Origin of the sequence: Rhizobium sp. AB2/73 (assembly GCF_020871915.1) — a bacterium.
In the GTDB taxonomy this organism is placed as follows: Bacteria; Pseudomonadota; Alphaproteobacteria; order Rhizobiales; family Rhizobiaceae; genus Rhizobium; species Rhizobium dioscoreae.
This window is the reverse complement of record NZ_CP067074.1, coordinates 22,318-40,676: the sequence shown is the minus strand read 5'-3', so window position 1 is coordinate 40,676 and position 18,359 is coordinate 22,318. Positions and strand designations below refer to the sequence as shown.

The 18,359-nt window shown below is 54.0% G+C and carries 18 protein-coding genes; 2 read left to right on the top strand and 16 right to left on the bottom strand.

Annotation, left to right across the window (positions count from 1 at the left end; genetic code table 11):
* Positions 1-19: 19 nt before the first annotated feature.
* The 3 genes from I8E17_RS31170 to virD1 are packed head-to-tail and all read right to left on the bottom strand — an operon-like array spanning position 20 to position 3,745.
* Positions 20-2,011 (bottom strand): hypothetical protein, encoded by a 1,992-nt coding sequence (locus I8E17_RS31170; RefSeq protein WP_209160113.1) that lies wholly within the window; start codon positions 2,009-2,011, stop codon positions 20-22.
* 13 nt (positions 2,012-2,024) lie between these two features.
* Positions 2,025-3,275 carry a relaxase/mobilization nuclease domain-containing protein gene (locus I8E17_RS31165; RefSeq protein WP_209160112.1) on the bottom strand — a complete coding sequence of 417 codons (1,251 nt, stop codon included), beginning with the start codon at positions 3,273-3,275 and terminating at the stop codon, positions 2,025-2,027.
* A gap of 26 nt (positions 3,276-3,301) precedes the next feature.
* Positions 3,302-3,745: a T-DNA border endonuclease subunit VirD1 gene (gene virD1, locus I8E17_RS31160; protein ID WP_209160111.1), complete on the bottom strand. Its 444-nt coding sequence runs from the start codon at positions 3,743-3,745 to the stop codon at positions 3,302-3,304.
* 228 nt (positions 3,746-3,973) lie between these two features.
* Here virD1 and I8E17_RS31155 point away from each other — a divergent pair, with 228 nt between their 5' ends.
* Together I8E17_RS31155 and I8E17_RS31150 are read left to right on the top strand one after the other, a co-directional pair.
* Positions 3,974-4,669, top strand: coding sequence for a conjugal transfer ATPase VirC1 (locus I8E17_RS31155; RefSeq protein WP_209160110.1), 696 nt, complete (start codon positions 3,974-3,976; stop codon positions 4,667-4,669).
* A gap of 2 nt (positions 4,670-4,671) precedes the next feature.
* Positions 4,672-5,274, top strand: a complete 603-nt coding sequence (locus I8E17_RS31150) for a conjugal transfer protein VirC2 (RefSeq protein ID WP_209160109.1) — start codon at positions 4,672-4,674, stop codon at positions 5,272-5,274.
* Between the two features lie 124 nt (positions 5,275-5,398).
* Here the strand turns inward: I8E17_RS31150 and I8E17_RS31145 are convergent, their stop codons facing one another.
* The 13 genes from I8E17_RS31145 to I8E17_RS31085 all read right to left on the bottom strand — a co-directional run bounded on the left by I8E17_RS31145 (position 5,399) and on the right by I8E17_RS31085 (position 18,359).
* Positions 5,399-6,124: a response regulator gene (locus tag I8E17_RS31145; RefSeq protein WP_209160108.1), complete on the bottom strand. Its 726-nt coding sequence runs from the start codon at positions 6,122-6,124 to the stop codon at positions 5,399-5,401.
* Positions 6,125-6,354: 230 nt separating this feature from the next.
* Complete coding sequence (gene virB11 / locus I8E17_RS31140) at positions 6,355-7,389, bottom strand: P-type DNA transfer ATPase VirB11 (RefSeq protein ID WP_209160107.1); 1,035 nt, start codon at positions 7,387-7,389, stop codon at positions 6,355-6,357.
* Between the two features lie 32 nt (positions 7,390-7,421).
* Positions 7,422-8,552 (bottom strand): type IV secretion system protein VirB10, encoded by a 1,131-nt coding sequence (gene virB10 / locus I8E17_RS31135; protein WP_209160106.1) that lies wholly within the window; start codon positions 8,550-8,552, stop codon positions 7,422-7,424.
* The gene (gene virB9 / locus I8E17_RS31130; RefSeq protein WP_209160105.1) at positions 8,552-9,430 is read right to left on the bottom strand and encodes a P-type conjugative transfer protein VirB9; all 879 of its coding nucleotides are present in this window, start codon (positions 9,428-9,430) and stop codon (positions 8,552-8,554) included. The genes virB10 and virB9 overlap by 1 nt, the downstream gene beginning before the upstream one ends.
* A complete protein-coding gene (locus I8E17_RS31125) occupies positions 9,427-10,140 on the bottom strand; it encodes a type IV secretion system protein VirB8 (protein ID WP_209160104.1) in 714 nt (237 codons plus the stop codon). The genes virB9 and I8E17_RS31125 overlap by 4 nt, the downstream gene beginning before the upstream one ends.
* Complete coding sequence (locus tag I8E17_RS31120; protein ID WP_209160103.1) at positions 10,127-10,294, bottom strand: type IV secretion system lipoprotein VirB7; 168 nt, start codon at positions 10,292-10,294, stop codon at positions 10,127-10,129. Before I8E17_RS31120 ends, I8E17_RS31125 begins: the two co-directional genes overlap by 14 nt.
* 27 nt (positions 10,295-10,321) lie before the next feature.
* Positions 10,322-11,209 (bottom strand): type IV secretion system protein, encoded by an 888-nt coding sequence (locus tag I8E17_RS31115; RefSeq protein ID WP_209160102.1) that lies wholly within the window; start codon positions 11,207-11,209, stop codon positions 10,322-10,324.
* 71 nt (positions 11,210-11,280) lie between these two features.
* The gene (virB5, locus tag I8E17_RS31110) at positions 11,281-11,949 is read right to left on the bottom strand and encodes a pilin minor subunit VirB5 (protein WP_209160101.1); all 669 of its coding nucleotides are present in this window, start codon (positions 11,947-11,949) and stop codon (positions 11,281-11,283) included.
* Positions 11,950-11,965: 16 nt separating this feature from the next.
* Positions 11,966-14,335, bottom strand: a complete 2,370-nt coding sequence (locus I8E17_RS31105; protein ID WP_209160100.1) for a VirB4 family type IV secretion/conjugal transfer ATPase — start codon at positions 14,333-14,335, stop codon at positions 11,966-11,968.
* Entirely contained in the window at positions 14,335-14,661 is a 327-nt protein-coding gene (locus tag I8E17_RS31100) for a type IV secretion system protein VirB3 (protein WP_209160099.1), read from the bottom strand. Before I8E17_RS31100 ends, I8E17_RS31105 begins: the two co-directional genes overlap by 1 nt.
* A complete protein-coding gene (gene virB2, locus I8E17_RS31095) occupies positions 14,658-15,023 on the bottom strand; it encodes a pilin major subunit VirB2 (RefSeq protein WP_209160098.1) in 366 nt (121 codons plus the stop codon). The genes I8E17_RS31100 and virB2 overlap by 4 nt, the downstream gene beginning before the upstream one ends.
* A 14-nt stretch (positions 15,024-15,037) precedes the next feature.
* Positions 15,038-15,754: a type IV secretion system lytic transglycosylase VirB1 gene (locus tag I8E17_RS31090; protein WP_209160097.1), complete on the bottom strand. Its 717-nt coding sequence runs from the start codon at positions 15,752-15,754 to the stop codon at positions 15,038-15,040.
* 856 nt (positions 15,755-16,610) lie between these two features.
* Positions 16,611-18,359: an FAD-dependent oxidoreductase gene (locus I8E17_RS31085; protein ID WP_209160096.1), complete on the bottom strand. Its 1,749-nt coding sequence runs from the start codon at positions 18,357-18,359 to the stop codon at positions 16,611-16,613.

Here is an 18,359-nt window from a genome sequence, read left to right as displayed (position 1 = left end):
TGTTTACGGGCAGTTGGATCTAAAGCCCATAACTTTCCCGCCCCCGCGATTCAAATGCCCTCGTACGACGATGCGCGTCACGGCCATGTCCGCTTCGGCCCGTGGACTGATCCGCTAACCGGTCCGCATGTTCGTCGCGAAGTTCGTTTCGGTCGCCGGCGGTTTTTACGTTTGAAGTTCCAGGATCCGCCACCTGGTAGGCCATACGAGAGGGTAGTCTGAATCCGGTGACAGGATTTTCGGCGTCGTTCGGAAATCTAGGATCATAGGTCTCGGAACGCGCATCAATCCGTGCCGGATTCTCAGCTATCAACTCCGGCACGCCATTGAAATTCGTTTTTGAGGGGCTCGATTGCTGCCGAAAAGCCTCCCGATGGACAGCGGGATTCGCAAGCCGGCCGCTAGGGCCCTCGATAGCCCTCGCGGATGAGGAAGCGCCGTTCAGGCTCAACGACTGAGTGGTGTTGGCAACCTGCCGCCTCCAAGTTGGAAAGGCTTCGGAAAGTGCGTCGATTCGCGCCAGGTCCCCGTCACTCAATTGTGGGAAATCGTCGGACTTCGCTTCTGACGAGCCCGATTCCTTACGAGAAGCCTCATGGTGGACCGAAGGGTTCGCAAGCAGGCCCTCGTGGCCTGCAGCGAGATCCTCACGTGAGAAGGCATCGCCCAAGCTGACCGCGTGAATAGTGCGCGCAACATCCCGCCTCGAAGGCGAACGGGCTTCGGAGAGTGCATCGATCCGCGCCAGGTCCTCGTCGGTCAATTCGGGGAAATGGTCGGACGTCGTTTCTGACAAGCCCGGTTCCTTACTAGAAGCCTCATGGTGGACCGAAGGGTTCGCAAGCAGGCCCTCGTGGCCTGCAGCGAGATCATCGCGTGAGAACGCATCGTCCAAGCTGACCGGATGGATAGTTTGCGCAACATCCCGCCTCGAAGGCCAACGGGCTTCGGAGAGTTCATCGATCCGCGCCAAGTCTTCGTCGGTCAATTCGGGAAAGACATCGAAGCGTTTGTCAGGTGAGCCAAGCGATCGAGCTGAATTTTCATGGATCAATCTCGAAGCAGTTTGTCCGCCGATTTCGGTCGCGCTGAATGAGTAGTCAGTGCTCGCGACGACTTGAGTACTTTCGATGCCAGGGAACCCTGCCTCATTGCTTAAATCCGCAACAGCTATGTCAGCAGAAATAACCTGAGTGTGGATGGGCGAACTGCTGTCGGCAAGCGAATCGAGGCCGTCCAGCTCTGGGCTAGAAATGCCCTGTTGCGTCGATGGCAGGCTATTGGTCTCGCTATCCCCACTGTCTACCATCCAATATGGCCCGCCGTCGGATGTTTTTTCAGGCTGCTGGCTCTCGCCAGGAAGGATCACATCATGAGTTGAACCCTTGTCCAACGTCATGATTTCATGCGGAGATTGCGTACCGCTCTCTCCAGTCTTTTCTATATTATTGAGACCCGTTGCAGGGGGGTGAACCCCTTGTGATGCAGGCGTCGCGCTCGAACCATCTTTCATAGCCAGGGACGCGGCAATAGTACCCACCTGCATTTCCGAGCCGGTCTTCCGCTTCGCCATTGATTCATCGTCGTTTCCGGATTGCTCCTGCTCGTGCAATCGCTTTGTTCCCCCCGTGTTAAAACGTGACGACGCCGCCGCTTCATGGTTCGTTCCAGCAATAGACTCCCTTTCAAGGTTCAGGATGTATTGCATGGCCGTGCGAAAATAATCTTTTGGCGTTGAAAAAATCGCTGATCGGACTGCCGGAGCTTCACCTGACCCCGCCGGGACTATCTCTGTGATATTCGGCGCAGGGACCGCATGCTGCCGACTGCCGGAGGACATACTTGGATCGACGCTGGCTCCACCAAGATTTAACCGTCGTAAGGAGCCGGTTGTTACCGCGGGTTCTCTTCGGCCGCGTTGGACAGCGGTCGATATGGGTGTAACCGGGATCGGTACCCTTCTGGCTCTTCCGTCGCTGGTGAAATCCTGACGGGATTCCTCGTCTGCCATGATCGATCCCTTTCTACCTTCTATTTCCCTCATTGCCTTGGCTGCGCCCGCCGCTTGAACGCTTGTGGATGCTGAGCTCGGTGTCGTTCTCACGAGGACGCTTAGAACTTGGCTTTCCCTGAGGCGGGCGTTCGGCTGCCGGAGGTATTCCGTCCGTAGCGATGGTGATTTGGCCCGGCTCATGCGACGGATTTGGGTAGGGGGGCTGGATAGGCGATGTACTAGGATTCTCCGGGACAATCGGTTCGTTAGGGATTGAAGTCCCCTCCCGAATCTCACCTACTCTGGCCAGTTTTGCGCCACTGTGCTCTTCCTGATCATCGTGAGGCCGTTTTCGATGAGGCGGTTGCCGAACGTCATCTCTGCTTGTCGTGTGCGTGTCAGGTAAGGCTACATCGCTAAAGGCTTCAGAACGGGAAGCGTTTCCCAACAGTCCACGAGCCGGCGGCACACCATGGTCGTTCGATCCGATTGGTGCTTGGGAATGAACTTCAGAGGCCGGCTGCAGAGGTTCGTTTCGTTTTGAACCTTCCGTCACGTTTCGGGATGGCTCACCGAGAGAAGAACCGGAAGATCGATCCAGTTCTTGCTGGTTTCCTCCGGATGACAATTGTTCGAGATCAGAATCCTCGAAACGAATTTGATTGGCCTGCTCCCGCTCGAGGCGCCGATACTGCGCGTAAGTGATGGGTCGCTCGGTGATGCCACGTTCTGCTCGCCTGGTTGCATCGAGCATGATGCCATGACGAAGCGAGATGTCGGCCATTTTAATGCGCATGGCGTCATAGTTCAGCTGGGGGTGGCGCCGAGATATTTTCAGCCAGCCGTGTCCCAGAAGTTCGCGACGATTCACGACAACATGCAGATGTGGGTGATCGCGATCAATGTGAAAGGCTGTCAGATAATTGTAAAGCCCTCCACCAGCGCCCGACCCAAGCATCTCGGCTGCCCATTCCCGGCTCGCGGCATACGCGGCTGCGTGACTTGTACCCGCAGGAAAGCTTACAATGATGTGTGTGGTCAACTCTTGTTGCCTTTCTTCGTCCGGCCGACTTTCGTCATAGGTTCCAGTCTCTTGAACCCAACTCTTGGCAAGCGCACGGATCTCATCCGGTGGCACAAAAACATCGAGATGCCGGGCCGAGCGCTGTAGCTCCAATTTGCCTTTACGGGATAGATACTCCAACTGATTGATAATCTGTTGAAGGCTCTTGGTCCCACCTCCCGGCACAATGCGGATGATAACTTGAGCTCGCTCCGGCATCCAACAGCTTCCCCGCCAAGTGTTAATTAGTACTGAGAGGCCTCCCTCAACATGGCGCAACCGTCAATCCGTCGGCGTGATACAGACAAGATGGAACGAAGCAAGGCGTCGAGGTCAGCAAAGGACTTACCGAAAGCGTTCCGTTCAGCTTGCAGAGCGTCTAAATCCGGTATGGGATTTTCAGCGTAGGCGCATAGCAGCGCGGCAACGTTGCTTGAGAGTGCTCCTATGGAATAAAGTATGGCTTCCATCTTCTGACGAGTCTCTGCATCGATTTCGAGAAAGCCGCCAATACGGCGAACCGCAACTCTTATGGCCATGCTGTCGGAGAGCCCTAGCAGACGGGCTTGTCGGGAAAAGCTCTCATATTCGGCTGATCGCAATCGAGTGCTCACGACCTTGAAACCCTCAACCTTGGGGCTTTCGCGCCGGTCGATGTCACTCGAAGTGGGTTGCGCGCTTTGCGACATGGCTTGCTCCATAGAAGTGAAATCTTCAAGTCGAGAGCAATGGAATCTAACCTTTCACAAAATAAATTCAATAATATACTGGGCATATTCCGTTATATATAGTTGCAATTGCAACGCCGTTACAATGAAAATGAAATATGGTCATGATATTTCTTATTATATACACATCCACACATACAAACAAAAATACAGAAGAAGTCCCGTTCACAACGTCGGTAGGATAAACTCATGAAACTTTTGACATTTTGCTCATTTAAAGGAGGAGCTGGCAAAACCACGGCGCTCATGGGCCTTTGTACTGCTTTTGCCAGAGACGGCAAAAGAGTGGCTCTCTTCGATGCCGACGAGAACCGGCCGTTAACCCGATGGAAAGAAAACGCCATGCGTATCGACACCTGGGATACGTCGTGCGAAGTGTACGCTGCACAAGAAATGTCACTGCTTGAAGCGGCTTATGAGGACGCCGAGCTTCACGAATTCGACTATGCGTTGGCCGATACGCATGGCGGTTCGAGCGAACTCAACAACACAATCATCGCCAGCTCAAACCTGCTTGTAATCCCCACAATGTTAACCCCACTCGACATCGATGAGGCACTGTCAACATACCGTTATGTCGTCGAGCTGCTGCTGAGCGAGAACCTGGTAATTCCGACAGCCGTGTTGCGCCAACGAGTCCCGGTTGGGCGATTGACGACATCGCAACGCGCGATGTCAGACATGTTGGCGAGCCTGCCCGTCGTGCAATCTCCAATGCACGAGAGAGACGCATTCGCCGCAATGAAGGAACGCGGCATGTTACATCTCACATTACTGAACACGACAAATAATCCAACGATGCGTCTTCTTGAGCGGAATCTCAAAGTTGCGATGGAGGAGCTCATGACAATTTCAGAATTGATTGGCGAAACCTTGGGGAATTGAAGATGGGCATCCGCAAACCTGCCTTATCTGTCGTTGAAGCAAAACGGCTTGCTGCCGCGCGACCAGAGATCGTTCACCCAATCTCAACTCGTTCCTCGCGAGACCCGGCGCCTAATCCTGAAATAGGCGGACGGGAAGATCGATCACCTCCTTCTGTCGCCGCCAAGCGTCGTGACAGCTTCGATCGGCAATCAATGCTAACGGTAGACGCATTGAGTTCGGCTGCGCCGCCAGAGAAAATCCAGGTCTTTCTCTCGGCGCGACCGCCCGCTCCTGAGGTATCAAAGATGTATGATACCTTGGTTCTGCAGTACAGCGATTCCAAGTCGCTGCAGATGATCCTGCGGCGTGCGCTAGCCGATTTCGAAGCGATGTTAGCGGACGGATCATTTAGCACGGCTCCGAAAACCTATCCGATCTCACAAGTAGTCGGAAAACCTGTCATTGTTCAGACCTCTCGCATGTTCCCGGTACCGCTGCTAGAAGTCGCGCGCAATCATTTTGATCCATTGCGGTTAGAGAGTGCCCGCGCTTTTGGTCACAAACTGGCTACGGCCGCGCTCGCATCGTTCTTTGCCGGAGAGAAGATGACTAAAGGCCGCTAATGTGACCATTCCGATCACTCAACGGCGGTGACGTCTTCGGATGATCGGGAATGAGGCACCCCGTGCCCAGCTACATAACAGCCGGCTTACGTTGGATCAAAATGAAAAATCATGAATCACTGCATCAGGCCGCCATCATGCCTCCAAAGGAAATATTGACATCAGCATCGAAGAAATAGCCGGCGCCCCTGGCCGTTTTGATCAAGTGAGGGTTCGCAGCATCCTCCTCAAGCTTTCGGCGAAGCCTCAAAATGAGAACGTCGATGCTTCTGTCATATACTTCCTCCTCGCGAACTCGGCTCGCAATCAGGAGCTGCTCTCGGGATAGCACGTCGCGAGGCTTTTCGAGGAAAGCAACGAGAAGATTGAACTCCCCGGCGGTAAGTTTCACATCGCCACCTTGTGTAGATGTTAGACGGCGTTGTCTGAGACTCAGTGTCCAGCCAGCGAAACAAAACGTGCGCCGGTCTTTGGTTCGCATGACATTCGGTCGCTCGCGCAATGCCACACGTATGCGTGCTAGGAACTCGCGCGTTCCGAAAGGTTTTGCTATAAAGTCTGATGCTCCTAGCTCGAGCGCGACAACTTTATCCGCCTCGTCAAGGCGATCACCGCTGATGATTATAATTGGAACATCAGATTTTGTAGCCAGACTGCGAACGATCTCGAGTCCGTCTTCACGCCCTAAATTGAGATCCACGACAACGACATCGACTGTCTCGGATGCAAGTACGCGGGTGAATTGCTGGCTATCTGATACCGCAGTGACCCGTAATGCGTGAACGGTTAAATATTCTTTGATAAGATGGCGCATCGCGGCATCGTCATCGATTACAAGAATATGTTTCACAAGTTCGCCTCCTTTCAGAATCCTGCAGAACCCATAGATTCGTGCAAGCAGAGGATGTATGTATCGGCCTCTCTACTCGGCGCCTTCTCTCACTATGCGGGTAGTTCGGCAAAATTTCGGCCAAGCCGTACACGACAAAAATCCTAACGGAAGATTTCACTTTGATGACAGGAGTGGCTGCCGCTTGCTACAAGCTGCATAAGCCGCTACGAGCAAACTGTCGTTGATTTCTAGTGCTGGTTTAAAAGATCCCCTATCGTCTCGCCGCGTCGGCGGGCGTCGGCGGCGACCCATACCTCACCCACTTCGTAAATATCGCCGTGTGCACGGAAGGGAACAATGACGTCTATTGCCGTTGCCAACATGTCAATCAGTGTGCGGTCTTCCAAGCTCGCCCCCTGGGCACTGCTCTTCACAAGTGAAAACAGCTTTTTGAAGCCTTGGACAGGATTCGCCCCATGAATTGTTGAAATCGATCCAGGATGGCCTGAGACGACTTCACTCAGGTAGGCCCACGCGGCATCGTCGCGCATCTCACCGAGTAATATTCTGTCAGGCCGCATCCGAAGGCTTGCCTGGAGCAATTGTTCCGCAGTCACGGCACCTAGACCGACCCCACTCTTGGAGTAGAGTAGTCTGACATGATTCTCATGTGGAATGACGAGTTCAAGCGTATCTTCAATGGTTATCAGCCTTTCCTCCCGCGGAATAGCGCTGATCAAGGTCTTGCTCATCGTGGTTTTGCCGCTCCCGGTTGGACCGCAAAGCAACATCGTCCGCTTTCCGATAACACATGCACGTAAAAATGATTCCAGATCGCCGTTGTCGTATTCGCGCAGAATCGCTTCATCGCGTTGATCTCGTCGCTGCTTCCGGATTTGCCACTGATTCCACCGACGAGCATCGTACCGAGCCGAGACTTCTCCCAGTTCCGACACCCGATTGCTTGGCCGTCGAATTGTCAAGCTCACGGTGCCAGAGGGTACCGTTGGCGGCAAACAGATTTGCATCCTTTCACCACCCGGGAGTTCCGTGGCGCAAAGAGGGTTGCGGGGACCGACATCTTGTTTTCGCAGTGCCCCTGCGAGAATAGCGATGTCTTCGAGGTCATCATATGAGAATGGTAGGGAGAACTTCGTGAAGACGCCGCTTTGTCGTACGAAAGCTTCTCCCGGTCCATTTATAGCAACTTCTTCAGTCCTCGGGTCATCGAGCCATTTCAAGACCGGGTTCAAAAGGAAGCGCAATTGCGGATTTACTTCCATTGGATCATCTCCAAGCCTTGGCTGTCTGAGCATTAGTGCGGAGACCGACGTTTCGCCGATCCACCGGTCATACGAAGCTGGTAGATGCTTGAGAAATCCAAGTCCCGCGCGACGAAAATGGAGACCGTATCGCCCTGATTTTTCTTCAAGGTGGGGGGAATGTTTATAGTCGCCCTCAAGGCGGTATCGGCCGCTTGTTCACCATTGTTTTGGAAACTGTTGAAGCTGGTCCCGCCGGCCGAATTCTCGGCGTAGCTACTTGCCGCCTGAACCGCGCCCTGGACGACACTCAGGAGCATGGCCCCGCTAAAGCGTTTCCAGAAATGATCGTCGACCGTACCGGGCAGTCCGGAACGGCCAAGTTCGTCGGCGCCCGGGGAAGAAAGAGAGACGACGGCGTGCGACGGCGTTTCGGCGCGGCTCCAGAGAACGAAAACGCGGGCGTCTCCCTGCTGCAAGCCACGCTGGATCTCGCCGACGACTGTCGTTCCGCGATCCAGAAGCACAACATTTCCAGTTGCTCCGCGTATGTCTTGAGGCAGTACACATTTTACATACCCCGCCAGGTTTGTGTCGATGGCGGTTTGCAGGATACAGGGAATGATCGTTCCTTGGGTCACAGTGAAATCTGGGTGCGGCAAAAGTGTAGCAACACTAGGCTGTAACACTGTCGGTCTCATGCGGACCGAAAGATCGTTTTCAGCGGAATCCCCAGACGCTGCTAGGGAGTTCGCGTTTATATTGCCTTCGCCGCCCTTCCGAGTATCATCGTGCGGGACAGATTTGACACCATTCTGAGCACCTCCGTTGTAGGCAAAGATCGGTGTTTCCTCGGGCCTCAATTCGTTCCGTTCCCGCAGATGTTGATCAGGCGGCAAAACCGTTGCTTCTGCAGTCGGCGAGATCGTTGTGGGTTTGGCGGGAATATCGATCGGGGCCGGCCGAAAGGGCTTCGTGTTGGCATCGACCATTGTGTTTGGTTGAGGCGGCTCGGCCTTTTTCTTTGAGCGCGCACCAAGCCAAATGAGGCTCAGCGACAGTACCAGGACTAAACCCGCAACAAGGAGCTTTTGCGACCCAGAAAGGCGCCGGCCGTGAGGATCGCTGACGAGGGATCCGGGCGCGTCTATACCCTCTCTGGATTTGGCATTGACCTCCTCCATCACCTCGCCTCCTTCAACACGCGCTCCACATCCGGTCTGACCGTGCCAGTGCCCGGCCTACGTCCGACAGCGTCATATACCTTGTTCCAGATGCATAGTACTGTCTGACCGTCGCGCAAACGCCATTGCCTGGAAACGGAAGCGACTTCAACATAATCTCCCTTGACTGAATAGTTGGCAGTAGCTTCCTTCCCATCTGGGTTGATCACGTAGATTGAAGGTACACGCACGTTTCCGGGAAAGCGAAATGTCGTGGAAAACCCGTCGTCGAAAACCTCGAGCGGTAACAGAGAACGATCTCCCTGCGCGACATAACTCCAATTTTTCAAGCCTGTGCCGCCACTTGCTGCGGGATGATCCAACAAGTCCTCGGCTCGACGCTGATAATGTGCTTGCGCTCGCATCCGATCCGCAAGATCTCTTTGCTCCACTTCTTTTCGGCGAGCAGCGGCGATGTCGGCAGGATAAGTAAACTGTACGCTGTAGTAGAGATCAGGCTGCTCTTTATCGAGACGAGACATTGTTCTGGTCGCGAGGCTGAAAACATAGCGCCGCATCCCTGCGTCGCTTGCGGTCAGAACGATCACAGGCTGTGGCTGCAGGACTTTGCTAGCCTTGAAAAACAGATAATTGCCTCGTGGGAGGGCCGCGAGATCTTTGCTGTTGGAAACGGCAACGGCGGTCACTGTTTCATTGTTGCCGAATGTTACGACCAAGGTGGCTCCAACAGCGGTTGAAAGATGCACAACCTGATCGGGATTGTAAGCGAGATAGCGCATTCGTGGATCCAGTTTGCCTGCCGCCGGCGTGTCTTCCGCCTGCGCGCCGCTGGTGACAAAGAGGAGACAGACCAGACCCAGAAAAAGATTCTTTGTCATTGCTGGCTCCGGGTCGTGTTCGAAACGGTATCTTCCGAGGTTTGATAGGAGGTAACCATTAAGCCGCCTGGATTTGTAAGCCTCGATCGGGCAGGCAGGTTAGTGATCTTCTCGTAGTGTACCGTGGCGGTCCAGGTCGTAGCTACCGGAGCCTGCCCTTCCATGATAAGAGTGCGCTTGTAGCGGATTTGCTGGACGCCAGGCATAACTTCATTTGATCCGATATGTTCAGCCTCCAGCTTTCCGCGCTTGCCTATGATGGTTTGAGGGGAGCTCGGGTTGGGGTAATTGAAGAATTGCTGATAATCTTGACGCACCGTTGGAGCACTAAAGCTTGAGACGAGATCATAGGCATATTGGGCTGTATCCGCCGTGTAGCTTTCGCGTAGACGGACATATTCCCACAGGGACGCATTCACCACCGCCTGCTCCTGCGTTGCCGGCAATCGCGAAACGGACACTTCACTGTCAACTGTACCATCGGGTCGTACCCACAAATATACTGGCACAAGTTTATTCAAAGGCACCATAACGGCGATAGCGAAAGCCTGCGCCACGTTTCCTGCAACTGCAATAACTGCCAACGCGGCCAAGGCTCGCGAAATTCGCCGAGCCGACCTAGCACGTGCAGACTGAAATGCCTCCACTTGCTTATAGTGGTCAGCTAACGTTTCCCGCTCAACTAATAGGGCGTATTCAGAGCCTTTCATGAGCGTCTCCTGCGTTGGAAAGCTGAAGGTCCGACTGAGCGGGCTGCCATCGCCCGACGTTCAGCGGAAAAATCGGCCCCTTACAAGTCGCCAGCCGATCGTTTGTTTGACAAGAAGCCAAGCCGAAAATCACAAACAACAGAAAATACTTCAAGGAAATCCTCCATTTTTGGAGCTGAAACTAACGGCGGGTTGTCTGGGCAAAATGGCGATTTAGGCTACCGGCCGTCTGCACCGCACCGCTCCAGTAGCTACCCCCGATATTCCCAGCGATAGCTGGAAGGGCGACGATCAAGGCGTCACCGGTCAGGAAGAACATATCGAGTTCATAGAGTCCGATTATCTTGGCTGCTGTTGTGCCAGCAGACGTGACAACACCGAGCATGAGCGCGAGCGCCGTCGCTTCCGTCAGGACCACGATCGTTGCCACTATGTTTAATAGAAGCAGAAGTATCCCATAAGTGAGAAGTTGGCCGATCCATTTCGCAGCCATGTCTCTGGTGCGATCGAAGAGATAACCAACAAGGATTAATGGACCGATCGCCAGCAGCACCTTGGTCAGAATTCCAACGGCGTCGTAGATTCCAAACGCAGTCCAAAGCGTTCCATAGAAAATCCATTGTGCTCCCTGAAAAGCAAGGATGTCTTGATCGTTCATCGGTCCAATCTCAGAAGCAATCTTCTGAAAGGCTACTTGAGTGAGTGAAAACATCGTGTCGAGCTGAGCAGGAATCGACTGCAAGGGAAGGCCACTGATACCCAACTGTTGAATGAAGTTCGGTATCGTCTCCTCAAATACCGCGGCAACATAATCGTGATATTCCGCTTGCTCAACGACAAGAGCAACAACGACCGACACCATGATTACCCGGGTGATTCCGCCGCGTGCGTCCATCTCTCCACGCATTACGAGGATACCCTGGACAATGATCCAGAGCGTCACGCAGGCCACGAGAGGTGCGCTGACTGCCCGTTGAATGTTTCCGAGCAACATGTCCAGCCCGGCAGTAAAAGCAAGGTCGAAGATCGTATGTATCGCCGTAAAAGGCGCAGGAATGCTAAATTTCATTGCCCTTACCTGGATTTGCCTTGGTGTATTTCGGAAACGATGGGCCTCAGACTTCGACAGAAGATCGGAAATCAATGCAAGGAAGCAGCCCCAAACATCAGCGCGGTTGCCTGGTGTTCCTTTCTTTGAGCCGCCGCCTCCTCCGCCCCATGCAGTCCCGCCTGTGCGGTGGCCATCGTCAACAGGCTGGTCGCCTGAATGTCTTGAATAATTGCGTCATGTATCTGTTTGAGAAGCAGTCCGTTCGTGACGGTGGCCTGCATAATATTGCGCGAGCGGGAGAGCTGGGCGACTGTCTCTGAATTTGCCGCAAGCCGCTTGTCCATTGCATCCAAATTATCCGCTGCGACACCCGCAGTATTTGCGGCTCCTGCAATCTGCTGGCGCAGGAGATTTCCTTCAGCGTCGTCGCCCATGACTGTTCGGTCGGCATCCAAGGTAATCGCACGCGCCGTGGTCGAAGCAGGCGTCTGGGGCGAAAACATTTCCCTGTTGAGTTGGCCGCTGGAAGGATATTGGTTCTTCTGGTCCAGCGCGGATAACATGCCGGTAACGCCAAAAGGCGATGTCAACATTGTCACCATCGTGATCAACTGTTCGAGGTTCGCCGCAGTATTGATCGCCGTCGTCAGCGTTTCGGCCTCCGTCGCAGGGTCGGTGACAACAAACTGTGCCCTAGCAGTCCCCGACAGAAGCAGACAGATGAAAAGTGCGTTTATCGCAAGCCTCGGGATTTTCATGACTTCGACCTCCAGATCAATCTTGTGCTTCGTGATAGCGTGTCATGAATTTATCCAGCCAGGCGGCGGGATCTTCTCCATAGATCTCGCGCAACTGCTGGGCAAAACGCACTGTGTTGGCGCGCCCGGATAGTACGGCTACGTATTCTTGCATGTCGCGAAGATCGAATTCGCAGATGACACTTCCGCTCTCGCGCTTAAGAAGAAACTTGCGGCTACCGATCGCCATATCCTCGCGAATAGCTTGAAACTCGCGTTCTGTGCACTTCAAACCGTCCATATAAGCGGACCGATCTGCGGTAGGCGACGGGTAGAAAATTTTGGTCATACATTGTGCAACGAGGCTAGCGCCTACCGGGGAATCAAGTACGTGCTCCGGTTGCTGTGTGGCCAGAATTAACATTCCATTGTTCTTCCGGACAGTCAGCAAAAACTTGTCGACGACTGCCGCGAATTTCGGATTGAGCAGGTAGGCACGAAACTCATCGCAACTCATGACGAAGCGTCGACCGTCTACCATTTCTCCTATTCTGTGCAGAAGATATGCTGCGGCCGGTGCACACACCTCCTCATATTCGAGGAGATGTGTCATATCGAAGCCCGTAATCGAGGGATCTAACTTAACCTCATCAGATTCGCCGTCAAACGCCCAGCCAAGAGCATTCCCCCGGCACCACCGCTGCAGCCTGGCTCCAGCACCTTCAGAGGGCCCGTGCAATAAGAATTCTCTTAAGCCCGCAAGGGACCTCATGTTAGGTTCAAACGACAATTGCCGTTGGATACCACGCTCCAACCGGCGATTTTCCTCCGGCGAGATTCCGCCCCTACCGTCGCTTTCAATCAGCGCCACGATCCACTCGCGGAGAAAGTCCCGTGCCCCTGCCGTGTTCTCCAGGCCTCGTAAAGGTGCAAGGCCGCTTGGCGCGCCTCTTCGCAGCGTGAGGTAAGTCCCTCCGGTGGCGCGCACAAGCAATTCACCGCCGCGATCCTTGTCGAAAAAGACGATCATCCCGCTGCGACTGGCGATGCTCTGTTCGAGCATGGCCAAAATGAAAGTCATAAGCGTCGTCTTTCCTCTACCGATCGGCCCGAATATTGCGGTCATTCCAACGTCGTTTTCATGCGGGATATAGTCGAAAGGAGTACCGCCGTTGGTGCGGAAACGAGCAACCGCCCTTCCCCAATGGCCCGATTTCATTCCGACAGGGAAGTTTTCGAAACAAACCAGTCCGGCAAAGTTGCGTGAAGTGATAGCTCCGGCACGGGTACGCCATCTATGGTTTCCTGGTAGCTGAGACCAGTATGCAGCCTCCATTCCGATGCTTTCCTGGACGATAACAGCCCCCGCATCCGCCAGATTCGTTCGGGCTCTCGCGCCGTAGTCGGCAAGGGTATCGAGATCGTCGGCATAGACGCAAAGGCTGAGATGATGGGAACCCATAACGAATTCGCTACTGGCCAATGAATCTTCCGCTTGAGCGAGCTCACCGATCTGGGTGACTGCCTTGTCACCAGAGCTGGTCATCTGGTTAGATTTGAGGCTGAGTTTGGCGTGAGCCTGAGGACGGGTCAGGAAAGAGAAACTCTGGCTCAAAACAAGCGGAAAACTTGATGACAGGAGTGTGTTAAGCATTCCAGGCCGCGTCTTTGCCGGGTATTCCCGGAATGAAAAGATAGATCCAACGTAACAATCTTTTGGCGCTCTTATCTCCAAGGCGCGCTTGCCGCAGATGACCCGGTCCGTATACACGGAGGCGCCGAGGGAGCCGCTAACAACCGGAACTGGTAAAAATCGGCAAGTCATTATTAGCCGGAGGGCCTCACCAATTTCTGTGAAAAGCACCTCATTTTTTTCTCGGATGCCAAGGCGACGAAGCCCATATTCCTCAAGAGCGTCAGCGACAACATTCCAAATATCCTCCAGATGCCGGATCTGATGTGTAAGATCGCTTCGGTTCTTGCTGTAGCGCCTGCTAAATCTGCTTCTCACTTTGCCGAGCGCGGTGCGAGGAGAGACAATGAGTGTGAGGAAGTGGTCGTTTTGAAACAGCTTACCAGAGAGAACACGCTGCTCGAACGTTTCGCTCAGGTTTGACGCAAAGTCGCTGCGAAAATGGCGTGCCGGCGGCGCTGGCACATCGTTGTGGCGGACAAGATGGGCATACACTGAGACGTTGTCATCGGCGATATTGCGAAAGAGCGTGTTAAAGGCGCGGCAGCGCGCATTTCGGACCTCTACTTCCTCCAGTTCGAAGGGAAGGCCACTGATATGCGCCATGGTCAAAATGGAACCGTCCTCCAGAAGAACGACATGGTCCCTAAGGTGCCCAACGTAAGGCAGATAGATTTCCCCGGATCTCTCGATCCGTCCGCTTGCTCCGAACATTACGTCATTCCTCTTCCTCGCGGCGCAACTCTGGTCGGGTTGGGACTGACACTTGCCCCGCCCCATGTATGGCCATCAACGCTCCGCCCCGCTGTCCGGAGAAACAGCAAGACCACGCTTGCCGCGTTATAATCGCGCTCCACGACGAGCCGCGCTCCAAGCCACAGCGGCAGGAGAACAATTTCATAAAGGGGGTTCTGCACAATCACGATGAGGAACCCAGCCAACATCATGAAAAGTCCGGCCAGCGTCAGCGGTACCCCAAAGAACAATGCAGGCCTCGTTGCCGCCAAATAGAGTGTGGCCTCTTCAAGATCCTCGGTCATCCCCCACCCCCGGTAAGCGTTTGGCCGAGAAAGCTGGCTCCAAACATAATAACGATTCCGCCAACGACACCTGCTACAAGACCGAGTGAAGCCCGGCCGAACATCCACGACACGCCGATGGCCACGATGCCAAGAACAGCGAGCGATTGACCAAACGGACCAAGAATGAACGTGCAAATATTATTGACCATGGTGGCAGGGTCAGTGCCTCCGGCGGCCTGCGCTGCAGCTGGCCGGTAGAGAACCAAGCTCGCTCCGATCGCGCCACTTACGCTCGGTGCGAGCGCAACCGCGACGCGCGAAGCCTTCTCCATCAGGCCACGGAAGTTCGATTGCTCGCGGTGTTTGTCAAAGCGCGCCATATGGTGCATCTCCATTATTCGTTTCGGAAAACTTGATCTTTTTCGGGGGATTCGCCCTTATTTGGCTTTCGAGCCTCAGGCGAAGCAGACGAATCGTCTGCTTCGCCTGCCGAGTGGGAGTGGTCGTGCGCGCCCCAGACGTCCCACGGTTCGTCTTGGCTCTGCTCGCTATGGGTCTGATTTTTCCCGGACTGAGTTAGCGGAGGTACAAGTTGCTGAGCCGCCACTTCGACCTGCCGCACATAACCATTAGCGAAGCCGCGCGCCGGGTTTCCGGTATTGTAAGCCGAGATCGCCTGCCTTAGGGCAAGTTGTTCTGTTTCTTTCGTGTTGCCGCCATGATAGCGTCCTACAAGCAAATGCGCGGCCGCTGAGAGGGACGCGCAAGGCTCGATTGCATTGCCGGGATCCAAGCCCAAGTGCGCGAAATTCTTCGAGTTCACTTGCATTATGCCGACATCGACTGAATGCCCTGCTGCGAGGCGATGTTGTAGATTGTGCGTGGCATCCGCCGGATTCTTCCAATGCAGAGTTTCGCCTGTGGTATTGTCATGCAGCACAAGCGGATCAAACCGACTTTCGACTTTCGCAATCGCACCAAGCGTGGATGGAGCGACTGAAGGAGCGCATTCGCGAGCGAGTTGGCTAAATTCATCGAACGAGAGTGACGCAGCTTTGCTTGGCTGAACCATCAGAAAAATAATTACGAACGATCCTGCCGTCTTCAGCATTACTTATTCCCCTCGGTATAACAATTGGCCCGGTTCAGCCACGAGATGACTCGGTCGCTAACGGGGTGATTTTGGAAGGGGTCTGTTACTTTCTGATTTTATTACCTTCACGCATGATTTCATTTGAAGCAATGAAGCAAATATGCGCTTCTACTGTGGTTGCCGCCCCAGAAGAGAATTGCCGCACCTCAGTAGTGGGCACTGCCACAAGCATTTAGAACAACAACGGCTGCTGGCTGACGCTTCATGGATGGAAAACTGACCGCGCGACAATTTCTCCCGATGCTCATGAAGCACGATGATATTCTTTGCCAGACCCCGATCATTTTATCGTTCATTTGCCGCTCTCTCCGTTTCGTGGCCTCAACACCACCTTTTTTGGCACATTGCGATGCCGTTTGGGGAGGGCGGCAACCATCCCATCTACTTCGGCAGATTGGGGTACAGGCTTTCAGCATTTTGCAGCCATTTCCTAGGCTGTGGAAAAACACCGTTAGCCACAATGAATAACTTTTCAGACGCCGAAACTCTTGGGCGAACGACGCGGAGCTCAGATCGCCAAAAAAGTAGATGGCGATGCATCTGATGCGAACTGCCCTGCCGGAGACAGTGAAGGCGTATGCCACCAGATAGTGGACGCCTAAACCAAGAAGCGTTGGCGCCAAACGTCGCTTACGTCTCTGCTGCCTAATGCTGCAAATTTACCCTCAAACCGTCACGGGCAGAATCACCATATCTTCGCTGCGCAAAGCGCGGTCCCGTGAAACCGCTGCGAAATTTCTTGGGATAACTGCAATGCTGAACAGCCTCGAACCTTGTCGACAGTGACGCAGTCATGGTCACCACCACTTGCCTGCTACAGATTCTGAGGGTGAACTTTTCGAGGGAGCACTGGAGGGGAAATGCGTTCCGGTATGAACAACGCTGAAACAACTTCGTCGTAGGGTATATCCTGCATATCTGATTGGCTTTTGGCCGCCAAGGCCGCCGCCGCCGCGGCCGACTGACCAAGCTGCATCAGTGACATCTCCATCCGCGTTGCGCCGAAAGCTTCGTGTGTTGCACTGATAGCAAATATCGACAGCAAATTTGTGCACTCAGCACGGCGCGGTAGGATTGCACCATATGGTATCGGGAACATTTTTTCCGTTCCCCCCGCCGCGGCTTCGAAATTTCCCTCATTCCATACAGAAACCGTGGACATTCCTATTAGATTTGAACTGGTGCGCAGAATGCGCTGGGTATGGTGACTGTCTCGGTTATATGAACCGCATCCGATAGTACGGGAATCCACAGGATCCATGTCGCCATTGGCGGCGACTTCGCGCCCGCTCATTTGGTAATCCGATACCATGCGACGGGCCTCCCTCACATAAAGCTGGTAGGGCCAGTGTCGCTCGTCATTCTCATGCGGATCTTGATAATGAGCTTCATCCAAACCGTATTGCCTGAAAGCATCCCGTAGATCAGCAGGCATACGGGGGTCCGGATGATGCTGTAGAGCGTAAAAAAGTCCGCGGATCCATGTCTCATGTGCTTTCCACAACAGCTCACGTTCCGAATAATTCGCCTGTGAATAGCTCCAAGACGCTCCGATTAAATCCGTCGAGACGGGCCCGAAATTGTTTATGTCAAAAATTCCATCACCTAAATCGTTATGGAGCAGAAAGAGTTTGACCGCCTCCGCGGGATTCTCTAGCAGACCACGGCTTTTCAGCACTTCGATCCAGCGATAAAGGAGTTCGTAGCGAGCAGGAGTGAAGCTTTTGGGCGCCGTTGTAGGAAAATCCACGCGGCGAGATTGGTCCCTCGTCATAGTCATACGAAAGTTATAGGCTTGCACCGCTCGATCGGCCGCCCCTACTTCAGGTTGAGGATAGGTACGAATACCGGGCAAAAGACCGCTTCCAGGTATGCCGGCTTTGACATAAGGATCAACGCAAATCGGCCCGAGAACTTTCTCAAGGTGACGCCGGCTAAAAAAATTATGATCAGCCCCTTGATCTGTTTGTTCAGTGCCCCGGAAACCGTTCAGCACATTATCACCATCACGAGCTTCCCTGCCGACCACGGAACTTATACCCGCCGCCGCAATAAGATCGCCCTCATAGCTAGCATCGATAAAAACTCGCGCCGCGAAAACTTGGCCATCAACTGTTTCAAACGCCTCTAGTCGTGAGCCAGACCTCCTCACCCGGTGGATTCCGCGGGTACGCACTACTGGAATGTCGTAGGTCTTTAATAAGGAGTTAAAAACAGTCTCAGCAAAGCGCGGCTCGAATTGGAACTGATCATTTGGGCGCCTCCCCTGGGCGTTTATCAGGCTGATGATATAACGCGGCAGGCCTCCATATGCCCGGCCTGAATCGAGATCGGTGCCGCCTAATCCACCTGACATCATGCCGCCGACATGCTTTTCCCGCCACCCACCTACGATCATGGGAAAAAGACCCATGGTACGAGCTTGGATCGCCGCGGTGACTGCACCGCTGGTCATACCATAGATGACCATATCGGCTTGCGTTTCCAAACCTAGCGCAAGCCGGGGGGTAACAAGTAATGCAGCTGCTGCAATAAATTTACGTCGAGTTAGATGTGAGGTCAT